The organism is Streptomyces sp. FH025, assembly GCF_017427025.1.
Lineage (GTDB): Bacteria > Actinomycetota > Actinomycetes > Streptomycetales > Streptomycetaceae > Kitasatospora.
Map to the genome: position 1 here is coordinate 1 of NZ_JAFLNG010000152.1, position 12,804 is coordinate 12,804.

At 71.9% G+C, this 12,804-nt stretch carries 10 protein-coding genes and 1 other RNA gene; 10 read left to right on the forward strand and 1 reads right to left on the reverse strand.

The genetic code is table 11. The annotated features are described in order from the left end of the window. Positions 1 to 196 precede the first annotated feature (196 nt). The 3 genes from J0670_RS13715 to prfB all read left to right on the forward strand — a co-directional run bounded on the left by J0670_RS13715 (position 197) and on the right by prfB (position 4,076). Positions 197 to 1,369, forward strand: coding sequence for a ricin-type beta-trefoil lectin domain protein (locus tag J0670_RS13715; RefSeq protein WP_207811822.1), 1,173 nt, complete (start codon positions 197 to 199; stop codon positions 1,367 to 1,369). Positions 1,370 to 1,651: 282 nt separating this feature from the next. Beyond that, on the forward strand, positions 1,652 to 2,905 hold the full coding sequence (locus tag J0670_RS13720; RefSeq protein WP_207811823.1) for a serine/threonine-protein kinase: 1,254 nt from the start codon (positions 1,652 to 1,654) through the stop codon (positions 2,903 to 2,905). Between the two features lie 58 nt (positions 2,906 to 2,963). Then, positions 2,964 to 4,076, forward strand: coding sequence for a peptide chain release factor 2 (prfB, locus tag J0670_RS13725; RefSeq protein ID WP_207811824.1), 1,113 nt, complete (start codon positions 2,964 to 2,966; stop codon positions 4,074 to 4,076). A gap of 66 nt (positions 4,077 to 4,142) precedes the next feature. Here the strand turns inward: prfB and J0670_RS13730 are convergent, their stop codons facing one another. Then, on the reverse strand, positions 4,143 to 4,337 hold the full coding sequence (locus J0670_RS13730) for a hypothetical protein (protein ID WP_207811825.1): 195 nt from the start codon (positions 4,335 to 4,337) through the stop codon (positions 4,143 to 4,145). 349 nt (positions 4,338 to 4,686) lie between these two features. On the opposite strand from J0670_RS13730, the gene ftsE reads away from it, so the two are divergent. The 7 genes from ftsE to J0670_RS13765 form a co-directional block, all read left to right on the forward strand. Continuing rightward, on the forward strand, positions 4,687 to 5,376 hold the full coding sequence (gene ftsE / locus J0670_RS13735; RefSeq protein WP_207811826.1) for a cell division ATP-binding protein FtsE: 690 nt from the start codon (positions 4,687 to 4,689) through the stop codon (positions 5,374 to 5,376). Positions 5,377 to 5,455: 79 nt separating this feature from the next. Next, on the forward strand, positions 5,456 to 6,367 hold the full coding sequence (gene ftsX, locus J0670_RS13740) for a permease-like cell division protein FtsX (RefSeq protein ID WP_207811827.1): 912 nt from the start codon (positions 5,456 to 5,458) through the stop codon (positions 6,365 to 6,367). Positions 6,368 to 6,480: 113 nt separating this feature from the next. Next, positions 6,481 to 7,620 (forward strand): S41 family peptidase, encoded by a 1,140-nt coding sequence (locus tag J0670_RS13745; protein WP_207811828.1) that lies wholly within the window; start codon positions 6,481 to 6,483, stop codon positions 7,618 to 7,620. 67 nt (positions 7,621 to 7,687) lie between these two features. After that, positions 7,688 to 8,164, forward strand: coding sequence for an SsrA-binding protein SmpB (smpB, locus tag J0670_RS13750; RefSeq protein ID WP_045695776.1), 477 nt, complete (start codon positions 7,688 to 7,690; stop codon positions 8,162 to 8,164). A gap of 86 nt (positions 8,165 to 8,250) precedes the next feature. Next, positions 8,251 to 8,632, forward strand: a transfer-messenger RNA (tmRNA) gene (gene ssrA, locus J0670_RS13755). A 153-nt stretch (positions 8,633 to 8,785) separates the two neighbouring features. Then, positions 8,786 to 11,089 carry a UvrD-helicase domain-containing protein gene (locus J0670_RS13760; protein ID WP_207811829.1) on the forward strand — a complete coding sequence of 768 codons (2,304 nt, stop codon included), beginning with the start codon at positions 8,786 to 8,788 and terminating at the stop codon, positions 11,087 to 11,089. 374 nt (positions 11,090 to 11,463) lie between these two features. Beyond that, on the forward strand, positions 11,464 to 12,804 hold a 1,341-nt coding region (locus J0670_RS13765; protein WP_207811830.1), incomplete at its 3' end, for an NAD-dependent malic enzyme.

Below are 12,804 nucleotides of genomic sequence, written 5' to 3' on the forward strand. Positions count from 1 at the left end.
CGGATGTACATCCCGGGCCTCGGCTGCCTCAAGGGGTGCCTGATGGTGCTGCTGGTGCTCGCCGTGGCCGGGCTGGCGCTGTGGAACTTCACGCCGCTGCCGCACTACTGGGACAACGTGGTGGGCTGGTTCGACAACGCCCGCGACTGGGTGAACAGCATCATCGGCAGCAACTGAGGGCCTGACGGGGGCGGGGATGGACGCACGGGTGAGCCGGGCGGGCGCGGCGCTGATGGGTGCCGTGCTCGCGCTGGCGGGGCTGCTGCTGCCGGCCGGACCGGCCGCGGCGGCGGAGGTCGCGCACTGCGGGCAGTACGAGACCGTCCCGGTCGCGGGCGGCCGGTACGTGGTGGACAACAACAACTACGGCGGGGCCGCGCAGTGCCTGGGCACGGACGGCCGGGCCGGGTTCACCGTCCTGGACTCCCGGGCTGACGCGAGCCCGCCGGCCGGTCCGGCCGCGTACCCGGAGATCTTCGACGGCTGCCACTGGGGCACCTGCACCCGGGGCAGCGCGCTGCCGGTCAAGGCCTCCGAGCTGGGACGGGCCACCAGCAGCTGGTCCACCACGCTGCCCGCCCGGGGCGACTTCAACGTGGCGTACGACCTCTGGTTCAACACCACCCCGACCGCCCCCGCCGCCAACGGTCAGCCGGACGGCGCCGAGCTGATGATCTGGCTGGACCGCACCCCGGCCTCGGCGAGCCCCGGCGGGGGCACCGCCAACATCGGCGGCACCGGCTACACCAGCTGGCAGCTCACCATCGCCGCCAACGGCAGGCAGTGGCCGATGGTGGCCTACCAGGCGCAGACCCCGGTCACCTCGGTCACCGACCTCGACCTGCGGGCCTTCGTCCGGGACGCGGTGGTGCGCGGGGTGGTGAACCCCGACTGGTACCTGATCTCGGTGGAGGCCGGCTTCGAGATCTGGAGCGGCGGTACGGGCCTGCGCACCGAGTCCTTCGCCACCGACGTGCGCCCCGGCCGCCCGGTCGGCCCGATCGGCGCCCCGGGCGGCCGCTGCCTGGCCCGCACGCCGGGCGGTGGCCCGGCGGACGGCCCGGAGCCGGTCGCGCTGCTGGACTGCGACGGCTCGCCGGCCCAGCAGTGGAGCGTGGAGATCGACGGGACGGTCCGGCAGGGCGGCAAGTGTCTGGGCACCGACGGCAACCTGGCCTCGCTCAACCCCTGCAACGGCTCGCCGTACCATGTCTGGCTGGTGGGCCTGGCGGGCGCGCTGTGGAACCAGGGCGCCCAGGGCTGCCTGCGCGACCCCGCGAACGGCACCGCGCCGGGCGGCGCCGCCGACCTGGCCGGCTGCGACGGCTCCCCGGGCCAGCGCTGGACACTGCCGACCGCGGTGAGCTGACCCGGCCTCAAACCGACGACGAGTCAGGCGCCGACCCGGCGCCGGCCCGGCACCGACCCGGCACCGACCCGGCGCCGACCCGGTGCCGGCTCCGGATCGGGCCCGGACAGTGAGATTGACGCTTTGTCGACAATTCGCAAGATTTCTCGCCCGCGACTCCCGCTCCGGGGCCCTCAGGCGGCCCGCACAGGGGGTTCGGGCGCGTAGGTTGGTCGCTGTTGTCCCGCCCCACCGAGCGCACCGGACCCCCCGGAGCGCTCCCGCGCCGCCCACGGAGCAGCATTGGCACGCAAGATCGGCAGCCGGTACACCGTCCACCAGGTGATCGGCCGGGGTTCGGCCGGGACGGTCTGGCTCGGTGAGGGGCCCGACGGCGCGGTGGCGGTCAAGCTGCTGCGCGAGGACCTCGCCGCCGACCAGGTGCTGGTCGGCCGCTTCGTCCAGGAGCGCACCGCGCTGACCAGCCTCGACCACCCCCGGGTGGTCGGCGTGCGCGACATGGTCGTGGACGGCAGCGACCTCGCCCTGGTGATGGAGCTGGTCCAGGGCACCGACCTGCGCTCCCGGCTGGAACGGGACGGCGCCCTCCCGCCGCAGGTGGCGGCCTCGATCATCGCCGACGTCGCCGACGGCCTGGCCGCCGCGCACGCCGCCGGGATCGTCCACCGCGACGTCAAGCCGGAGAACGTCCTGCTCGACCTCGCCGCCGCCCCCGGCCCGGGCGGCGCCCCGCGCGCCAAGCTCACCGACTTCGGCGTGGCCCGGCTGGTCGACGCCCCGCGCCGCACCCGGGCCACCCGGATCATCGGCACCCCCGACTACCTCGCCCCCGAAATCATCGAGGGCCTGGAGCCGCGCGCCGCCGTCGACATCTACGCCCTCGCCACCGTCCTGTACGAGCTGCTGGCCGGCTCCACCCCGTTCGGCGGCGGCCACACCGGCGCGGTGCTGCGCCGTCACGTCACCGAGCAGGTCCCGCCGATCCCCGGCCTGCCCGACGGGCTGTGGCGGATCATCTCCGAGTGCCTGGCCAAGGCCCCCGCCTCCCGGCTGCGCGCCGCCGAGCTGGCCGCCCGGCTGCGCGAGCAGTTGCCCTCGCTGGCCGGACTGCCGGTGCTGGCGGTGCCGTCCCAGGGCCGCGCCCCGGCCGAGGAGCAGCTGACCCCCGGCGAGGCCGTGTACGCCGAGATCGACGCCGCCCCGGGCACCCACAAGCGCCGCCGCGGCCCGGCCGTCCCGCTGGTGCCCGGCATCGCCCCGGACTCCACCCGGGACACCCACACCAGCCTGCGCCGCCCCTCGGCCGACCAGCTGGCCGCGTACGCCGCGGAGTCCCGCGCCCAGCGCACCGCCCCGGGCCACCGCCGGGACCGCCAGGCCCTGCTGCGCCGCCGCCGGCTGCTGGCCGTGCTGCTGGCCACCGTCCTGCTGCTGGCGGGCGCCGCCGCGGCCTGGACGGCCTTCGCGGCCACCGCCCCGGACCACGGCCACCCGGCCCGCCCGACCGTGCACGGCACCGCTCCGCGGGCTCCGTAGCCCCCCTGCGGAACGGGGGTGTCGTCATGACCACCGCCGGAACCATTACGCTGGGGGCGTGGCAGCCGTCGATCCTTCCGAAGAGCTCAAGAACCTCGATACGACCATGGGGTCGATCGAGGCCGTCCTCGACCTGGACAAGATCCGGGCCGACATCGCGGTCCTGGAGGAGGAGGCAGCCGCCCCCACCCTGTGGGACGACGTCGCGAACGCGCAGAAGGTGACCAGCCGGCTCTCCTTCCTCCAGGGTGAACTGCGTCGGGTCGAGGGCCTGCGCAGCCGCATCGACGACCTGGGCGTGCTGTTCGAGCTGGCCGAGGCCGAGGACGACGCGGACACCCGCGCCGAGGCGGAGGCCGAGCTCGTCGCGCTCCAGAAGGCGGTCGAGGAACTGGAGGTCCGCACCCTCCTGTCCGGCGAGTACGACGCCCGCGAGGCGCTGATCAACATCCGCGCCGAGGCCGGTGGCGTGGACGCCGCCGACTTCGCCGAGCAGCTGATGCGCATGTACCTGCGCTGGGCCGAGCGGCACGGGTACCCCACCGAGGTGTACGACACCTCGTACGCCGAAGAGGCCGGCATCAAGTCCGCGACCTTCACCGTGAAGGCGCCCTACGCCTACGGCACCCTCTCGGTCGAGCAGGGCACCCACCGCCTGGTCCGCATCTCGCCGTTCGACAACCAGGGCCGCCGGCAGACCTCCTTCGCCGGTGTCGAGGTGCTCCCGGTCGTCGAGCAGGCCGACCACGTCGACATCGACGAGGGCGACCTGCGGGTGGACGTCTACCGCGCCTCCGGCCCCGGCGGCCAGGGCGTCAACACCACCGACTCGGCGGTGCGCATCACGCACCTCCCGACCGGCATCGTGGTCTCCTGCCAGAACGAGCGCTCGCAGATCCAGAACAAGGCCTCCGCGATGAACGTCCTCCAGGCGAAGCTGCTGGAGCGGCGCCGCCAGGAGGAGAAGGCGGCGATGGACGCGCTCAAGGACAGCGGCAGCTCCTGGGGCAACCAGATGCGCTCCTACGTGCTGCACCCGTACCAGATGGTGAAGGACGTCCGCACCGCGTTCGAGGCCGGCAACCCGCAGGCCGTCCTGGACGGCGACATCGACGGCTTCATCGAGGCCGGAATCCGCTGGCGCAAGCAGCGCGAGACCGCCGCCGAGTAACAGCGGACACGCCGAAGGCCCCCGACCGCAGCGGTCGGGGGCCTTCAGCGTGTGTGTCGGGTGGGGTCAGGCCAGCGCCTGCCGGGCGAGCAGCGCCACCGCGAGCAGTCCGGCCAGCAGCGCCAGCAGCATCGCGGGGGAGAGCGCGGCGAACGGCCCCTGCTGCTCCTGCAGCCGGGCCCGGTTGGCGCGGCACACCGGGCAACGCCCGTCGCTGACGCGTCCGTTGCAGTTGGCGCACACCAGATGGTCGCAGGTCATGCGATCTCCTCCTCGCTGCTACAGCCAACGCACCGGACGGGGCTTTGGTTCCTCTTCCTGCCCTGTACGGGGGAGCGGCCGGATGCGGTCGCCACCTCCACTCTGCCAGGTTCTGGCGGTTCCGGCTCCCGGGCTGTGAGATGGCTCGCAATATTCGGGGCATAAACGGACATTCTCCCCCAGGCTTCGGCCGCCGTCCTGGGCGGCTCCTGCGGGCCGGTCGCCGATTCGCGTATGGTCCCAGACCGGGAGCCGCCCTCCGCGCTCCTTTCGCCCGTCCCGGGACCGGGCCTCCGGGGCGGACCGACCGAGGACTGGCGCCGCCTAGGATGGCCTCCGTGATGCAGCCGTGATCAGATTCGACAACGTCTCCAAGACCTATCCCAAGCAGAACCGTCCCGCCCTGGACAACGTCTCGCTGGAGATCGAGAAGGGTGAGTTCGTCTTCCTGGTCGGCTCGTCCGGCTCGGGGAAGTCCACCTTCCTGCGCCTGTGCCTGCGCGAGGAGCGCCCGACGACGGGCGCGGTGCACGTGCTGGGCAAGGACCTCGGCAAGCTGTCCAACTGGAAGGTGCCGCACATGCGCCGCCAGCTGGGCACCGTCTTCCAGGACTTCCGCCTGCTGCCGAACAAGACGGTCGCGCAGAACGTCGCCTTCGCCCTGGAGGTGATCGGCAAGCCCAAGAGCGCCATCGCCAAGGTGGTGCCCGAGGTGCTGGAGCTGGTCGGCCTCGGCGGCAAGGAGGACCGCATGCCGGGCGAGCTGTCCGGTGGTGAGCAGCAGCGCGTGGCGATCGCCCGCGCCTTCGTGAACCGTCCGATGCTGCTCATCGCGGACGAGCCCACCGGAAACCTCGACCCGCAGAACTCGGTCGGCATCATGAAGCTGCTCGACCGCATCAACCGCACCGGCACCACGGTGCTGATGGCCACCCACGACCAGGCCATCGTCGACCAGATGCGCAAGCGGGTCATCGAACTCGACAAGGGGCTGCTCGTCCGCGACCAGGCCCGCGGCGTCTACGGGTACCAGCACTGACCGACCGGCGCTGAACCCGTAGGGCCGCCGGCCCGAAACCGCCAGACCCAGCAGTACCGACCCTGGAGTTGTTTCCCGCATGCGTGCCCAGTTCGTCCTGTCGGAGATCGGTGTGGGTCTCCGACGCAACCTGACCATGACCATCGCGGTCGTGGTCAGTGTCGCGCTCTCCCTCGCCCTCGCCGGTTCCTCGCTCCTGGTCCGCGACCAGGTGAACTCCATGAAGGGGTACTGGTACGACAAGGTCGAGGTGAGCATCTACTTCTGCACCAAGGCGGATGCCCGCAACTCGCCGCAGTGCGACAAGGGCGCGGCCACCGACCAGCAGGTCCAGGACATCAAGGACCAGCTGGACAAGATGAGTTCGGTGGTCCAGTCGTCCACCTACGAGAGCTCGGCCGAGGCGTACAAGCACTGGAAGGAGATGAACCCGGACAACCCGCTCATCTCCGTCCTGGGCCCGGACGCGATGCCGCAGTCCTGGCGGGTCAAGCTCAACGACCCGACCAAGTACGACGTCATCCAGAGCGCCTTCGCCGGGAAGCCGGGCGTGAAGTCGGTCGAGGACCAGCGGAAGATCCTGGAGAACCTCTTCGGCCTGCTCAACGGCCTCCAGACGGCGGCCTTCGTGATCATGGTGCTGATGCTCTTCGTCGCACTGCTGCTGATCGTCAACACCGTTCGGGTGTCGGCGTTCAGCAGGCGGCGCGAGACCGGCATCATGCGCCTGGTCGGCGCCTCGAACTTCTACGTGCAGATGCCGTTCATCGCCGAGGCGGCGTTCTCGGCGCTGCTCGGCGCGGTGATGGCCTCGGGCCTGCTGATCGGCGGGCACTTCTTCGTCCAGAACTGGCTGGCCGACCGGGTGCAGTTCATCCACTTCATCGGCCTCAGCTCGGTGCTCGCGGTGATTCCGCTGCTGATCGTGGTCGGTATGGGCATGGCCGGTGTCGCGGCGTTCTTCACCCTGCGCAAGTACCTCAAGGTCTGATCCCCACCGGTTCCTTCGGCCCCGGACGGCACTGCGCCGTCCGGGGCCGTCGCCGTTCCGCGGTCCTCCGTTGCGGCCCGCCGCGCGCGGCGCGGTGTCTAGACTCCGGTTCCATGCTGCAAACTCCGCGCAGGGCGCGTCAGGTGGCCGCCCTCAGCCTGGTGTTCGGTGCCGTGCTGCTGGCCGGCGCCGCCTCCGGGGCCTGGGGCGACCCGAACGTCCCGCCCCGCCGGACCGCCGCCGACCTCGCCCCGGCCGCGAACGCCGGGCTCCCGGCGGACCCGTCCGGCGCCGCGCTGTCCGAGCAGCAGGCCGAGCACCTGCTCGCGGCCGGCGGCGACCGCTGGGGCGCCTACTACAGCGCCCAGGAGTACGCGGAGTTCAGCCAGGGCCTGGACGGCCGCTACCTGGGCGTCGGCCTCTCGGTCGGCCGGGGCGAGGACGGCGTCACCGCGGTCTCCCGGGTCACCCCGGCCGGGCCGGCGGCCGAGGCCGGGATCGCCCCCGGTGACCGGCTGCTGCGGATCGACGCCGACCAGGCCGACCGGCTGCCGGTCACCGAGGTGGTCGCCCGGCTGCGCGGCCAGGGCGGCGAGCGCCGGGTCGGCTCCGAGGTCACCCTGGCCGTGCAGCGGGCCGGCGGGGAGGTGCGCGAACTGCGGCTGCGGCGCGTGCTGCTGGACAGTCAGCAGGTCACCGCGGAGCACCTGGACAAGGGCGTCCTGCGGATCACCGTCCGGGCCTTCACCAACGGCGTGGCCGAGCAGGTGCGCGCCGCCCTGCGCACCCCGCACACCGGCGTGGTGCTCGATCTGCGCGGCAACTCCGGCGGGTTGGTGGACGAGGCGGTCGGCACCGCCGGGATCTTCCTGGACGGCGGTTCGGTCGGCTCGTACCAGGAGCGCGGCGAGACGCGGGACTTGACCGCCCCGCCCGGCGGCGACCAGCGCACCCCGCTGGTGGTGCTGGTGGACGGCGGCACGATGAGCGCCGCCGAACTGCTGGCCGGCGCCCTGCAGGACCGCAGCCGCGCGGTCGTGGTGGGCTCCCGGACCTTCGGCAAGGGCACCGTCCAGCAGCCCAGCAGGCTCGCCGACGGCGCCGTGCTGGAGATGACCGTCGGGCGCTACCACACCCCGGCCGGCCGTTCCTTGGACGGCACCGGCCTCACCCCGGACGTCCCGGCCGACGCCGGCGAGGACGCCGGCGCCCTCGCCCTGCGGGTCATCGCCGGGCTCGGCACCCGCGCCTGAACGGGCTCGGCACCCGCGCCTAAAGCAGCTGCCGTTCCCGGCCCCGAAGTGCGAGAATGACCGCGCTATGGCAAAGGAAACCGGACAGAAGCTGATCGCGCAGAACAAGAAGGCGCGACACGAGTACACGATCCTCGACACCTACGAGTGCGGCCTCGTACTCACCGGCACCGAGGTGAAGTCACTGCGCGAGGGGCGGGCCAACCTGGTCGACGGCTACGCCTACATCCAGAACCACGAGGCGTGGATCGACAACGTCTTCATCCCCGAGTACACCCAGGGGACGTGGACCAACCACGCGGCCCGGCGCAAGCGCAAGCTGCTGCTGCACAAGCTGGAGATCCGCAAGATCGAGACCAAGGTCCGCGACGCCGGCCACACCCTGGTCCCGCTCTCGCTGTACTTCAAGGACGGCCGGGTCAAGCTCGAACTGGCGCTCGCGGTCGGCAAGAAGCTGTACGACAAGCGCCAGACGCTCCGCGAGAAGCAGGACACCCGCGAGACGGCCCGCGCGGTGGCGGCGGCCCGGCGGCGCCAGGGTTAATCCGCTGGACCCTCGCCCGTCGCCTCGCGTACTATGGCGCCAGCAACACGGACGGTCATCGTCCGAGCTGTTTCTCAAAAAAACATGGGGATGATCGGTTTCGACAGGGGATGTTGAAACAGGGGAAGCGAGCCGAGGAACGCGGCAATGATCTCGTTAACCACGTGTCGCAAAAAAATAATCGCCAACTCTAAGCGCGATTCCCAGCAGTTCGCTCTCGCTGCCTAATAAGCACCGATAGCGCTTGGGTGTCAGACCGGGGAGTTCCCGACCCGGACCCTGGCATAATCTAGGGAACTCAACCGTCCGCCCGGGCTGCGGGGGTGGATGGGAAATCAAACAGCAGCTGGGCCTGTTGGCGGCTTGTCCGTGTGACCGCCAGGGCCGAGAAAAGCACAGCGGACTGCGCTCGGAGAAGCCCTGAATTAACTCCACTGGACCCGGGTTCGATTCCCGGCATCTCCACCACCCCATGTTCACACCGAAGGCCGTCCACCGCTCACGCGGGGGGCGGCCTTCGGATTTTTTACGGTCCCGGTGAGACGGGCGAGCCCGCCCGGGCGTAGGATCATCCGTCCGCTCGTCTTCCGGAGCGGGATATCCGTCGTAACCACCGAGGCCATGCAGAGCAACACGGACACCACCCCCGCCACCGACCACGAGACCGTCCGCGAGCGCGAGATCGCCGGTGAGCAGCAGCACCTCGACACCGTCTACCACCGGCTGGAGGAGAAGCTCGCCGAGGCCGAGTACATCCTGGAGGACGCCGCCAAGCGGGTCCAGGTCGGCACCCCCGGCGCGCTCGCCGAGCGTGACGCCCAGGTCTACCGGGCCGGCGCCCACCTCCAGCGCCTCAACAGCGAGTTCGAGGACTTCCTGTTCGGCCGGATCGACCTCCAGCGGGCGGACGCCCCGGAGGAGCACGGCATCCCGTCGAACACCGCACTGGACCCGGCCGACCCGGCCGTCGCCGAGACCCTCCACATCGGCCGCCTCGGCGTGCTGGACGCCGAGTACGGCCCGCTGGTGATCGACTGGCGGGCCCCCGCCGCCGCACCCTTCTACCGCGCCACCCCGGTCGAGCCGGGCCGGGTGATCCGCCGCCGGGTGATCCGCTCCAAGGGCCGCAAGGTGATCGGCGTCGAGGACGACCTGCTGCGCCCCGACCTCACCCCGACCCTGGACGGCGAGGAGCTGGCCGTGGTCGGCGACGGCGCGCTGATGGCCTCGCTGGGCCGCGCCCGCAGCCACTCGATGCGCGACATCGTCTCCTCCATCCAGAAGGAGCAGGACGAGGTGATCCGCGCCGCCGCGGCCGGCGCCACGCTGGTCACCGGCGGCCCGGGCACCGGCAAGACCGCCGTCGCCCTGCACCGCGCCGCCTACCTCCTCTACCAGGACCGCCGCCGCTACGCCGGCGGCATCCTGGTGGTCTCGCCGACCCCGCTGCTGGTCTCCTACACCGAGGGCGTGCTGCCCGCGCTGGGGGAGGAGGGGCAGGTCGCCATCCGCGCGATCGGCTCGCTGGTGGACGGCATCGAGGCGGGCACCTACGACACCCCGGAGACGGCCCGGGTCAAGGGCTCGGCCCGGATGGTGCAGCTGCTGCGCCGGGCCGCCCGGGCGGCGCTGGAGCTCGGCGCGCCGCAGGAGCTCAAGGTGGTCGCCCGCGGCGAGGTGCTGAAGCTGGACGCCGGCCGGCTCAAGGCCGTGCGCGGCAACGTGGTGGGCTCCGGCGGCACCCCGCTGAACCTGCTGCGCCCGCGCGCCCGCCGGCTGCTGCTGGACGCCCTGTGGCTGGAGGCCACCAGGCACCTGCCCAAGCCCACGGACCACTACGCCCGCGAGCAGCGCCAGGAGGAGAAGGAGTCCTTCGACGAGTACGTCTCGGACGAGCCGCCGTTCCTGGACTTCCTGGACGCCTGGTGGCCGGCCCTGACCCCGCGCCGGGTGCTCGGCACGCTCAAGCAGAGCCGGCACACCAACCGGATCGCCCGCCGCGCCGTCACCCCGGACGAGGCCAGGCTGCTGGCCGCCTCCTGGCGCCACCTGTCCCCGGAGGGCGAGGGCGCGCTGTCCGCGCACGACGTCGCGCTGGTGGACGAGCTACAGGTGCTGCTCGGCGAGCCGGCCCGCCCGAAGGTCCGCGAGGTGGACGCGGTGGACCTGCTGACCGGGCTGGAGGAGGTCACCACCTTCGCCGACCGCAGCGCCCGCCAACGCGACCGCCAGCCGGTCGAGCGCAGGGAGTACGCGCACGTCATCGTGGACGAGGCCCAGGACCTCACCCCGATGCAGTGGCGGATGATCGGCCGACGGTCCCGGATGGCCACCTGGACGATCGTGGGGGACCCAGCGCAGTCCTCCTGGCCGTTCCCGCAGGAGGCCCAGTCCGCGCTGGACGAGGTGCTCTCCGGCAAGCCGCGCCGCCGCTTCACGCTGACCGTCAACTACCGCAACCCCGCCGAGATCGCCGAGGTCGCGGCCAAGGTGCTGGCGCTGGCCGCGCCGGGCACCCCCTCGCCGAGCGCGGTGCGCCACGTCGGCGTGGAGCCGCGCTTCGCGGCCGTCACCGACCCCGCGCCGGAGGCCTTCGCCGCGGCCGCCCGGGTCGAGCTGGAGCGGCTGCTGGGCGAGGTGGACGGCACCGTGGCGATCGTGGTGCCGATGGACCGCCGGGACGAGGCGGCCGGCTGGGCCGAGGGCCTGGGCGAGCGCGTGGTGGCGCTGGGCAGCCTGGAGGCCAAGGGCCTGGAGTACGACGCGACCGTGGTCGCCGACCCGACCGGCATCGCCGGCGAGTCGGAGGCCGGCCTGCGGGTGCTGTACGTGGCGCTGACCCGGGCGACCCAGCGGCTGACCGTGCTGTCCGGCCCGGACGACCTGCCGGACGCGGCCGGCGTGCCCGCGCTGCTGCACGGCTGACGGTCCGTGACGCGACGAAGGCCCCTCACCGACCGGTGAGGGGCCTTCAGACGTTGACGACACCGACCCGCCATGCTCGCCTCGCGGCAAGTGGTCCCTCGAAGGGACGAAGGTTGGGCCCGGGGGCTTGGATCGAGCCGGTGTCCCGTCCAATGTAACGCATCGGCCCGGAGAGGCAAGGAGTGGACGCCCCGGGACCGTCCCGGACCGGATGCGGGGTGGGCGCGGTTCGCCCGGGTTGTCGGATCCGCACACTCAATGAACGTTATTTCTGGCAATCCCTTGGAAGGTGCGACGATCGAGGTCTAGCATGCGCAGGCGATGCCTTCAACAAAATGTTGAGCCTGCGGGACAGACGGAAGAAGGAAGCGTCGATGGCGACGGTACCCAGTGTCTCCAACTCGATCACGGTGCGCCTGGAGGTCCCGGCCCGCGGCAACGCGGTCAGTGCGATCACCACCGCTGTGGAGTCCTCCGGCGGATCGGTGACCGGTCTCGACGTCACCGCCTCCGGCCTGGAGGCGCTGCGGATCGACGTGACCGTGGCGGCCTCCTCGGTCGCGCACGGCGAGGAGATCGTCGAGAAGCTGCGGGCGATCGACGGCGTGTCGATCGGCAAGGTCTCGGACCGGACCTTCCTGATGCACCTCGGCGGCAAGATCGAGATGTCCTCGAAGCTGCCGATCCGCAACCGTGACGACCTCAGCATGATCTACACCCCGGGTGTCGCCCGGGTCTGCATGGCGATCGCCGAGAACCCCGAGGACGCCCGCCGCCTCACCATCAAGCGCAACAGCGTCGCGGTGGTCACCGACGGCTCCGCGGTGCTGGGCCTGGGCAACATCGGCCCGGAGGCCGCGCTGCCGGTCATGGAGGGCAAGGCGGCCCTGTTCAAGCGCTTCGCCGGGATCGACGCCTGGCCGATCTGCCTGGACACCCAGGACACCGACGAGATCGTCGCCATCGTCAAGGCGATCGCCCCCGGCTTCGCCGGCATCAACCTGGAGGACATCTCCGCGCCGCGCTGCTTCGAGATCGAGGCCCGGCTGCGCGAGGCCCTGGACATCCCGGTCTTCCACGACGACCAGCACGGTACCGCGATCGTGGTGCTGGCCGCCCTCACCAACGCGCTGAAGGTGGTCGGCAAGGAGATCGGCGACATCCGCGTGGTGATGTCGGGCGCCGGCGCCGCCGGCACCGCGATCCTCAAGCTGCTGCTGGCGGCCGGCGTCGAGCACGCCACCGTGGCGGACGTGCACGGCGTGGTCCACCAGGGCCGTACGGACCTCAACGACAGCCTGCGCTGGATCGCCGAGCACACCAACCGCTCGGGCCGCACCGGCAGCCTCAAGGAGGCCGTGGCGGACGCCGACGTCTTCATCGGCGTCTCGGCCCCGAACGTGCTGGACGGCGACGACCTGGCCACCATGGCCGAGGACGCGATCGTCTTCGCGCTGGCCAACCCGGACCCGGAGGTCGACCCGGGCGTCGCCCGGCAGACCGCCGCCGTGGTCGCCACCGGCCGCAGCGACTTCCCGAACCAGATCAACAACGTGCTGGTCTTCCCCGGCGTCTTCCGCGGCCTGCTGGACGCCCAGAGCCGGACGGTCAACACCGAGATGATGATCGCCGCCGCCCGGGCGCTGGCCACCACCGTGACCGACGACGAGCTCAACGCGAACTACATCATCCCGAGCGTCTTCCACAAGGACGTC

What these genes read in the sequence shown, in the direction of transcription:
- J0670_RS13760 (WP_207811829.1), top strand. Translation starts at nt 8,786, where the DNA reads ATGCAGAGCAACACGGACACCACCCCCGCCACCGACCACGAGACCGTC.
- J0670_RS13730 (WP_207811825.1), bottom strand. Translation starts at nt 4,337, where the DNA reads ATGACCTGCGACCATCTGGTGTGCGCCAACTGCAACGGACGCGTCAGC.
- ftsX (WP_207811827.1), top strand. Translation starts at nt 5,456, where the DNA reads ATGCGTGCCCAGTTCGTCCTGTCGGAGATCGGTGTGGGTCTCCGACGC.
- J0670_RS13715 (WP_207811822.1), top strand. Translation starts at nt 197, where the DNA reads ATGGACGCACGGGTGAGCCGGGCGGGCGCGGCGCTGATGGGTGCCGTG.
- smpB (WP_045695776.1), top strand. Translation starts at nt 7,688, where the DNA reads ATGGCAAAGGAAACCGGACAGAAGCTGATCGCGCAGAACAAGAAGGCG.
- J0670_RS13745 (WP_207811828.1), top strand. Translation starts at nt 6,481, where the DNA reads ATGCTGCAAACTCCGCGCAGGGCGCGTCAGGTGGCCGCCCTCAGCCTG.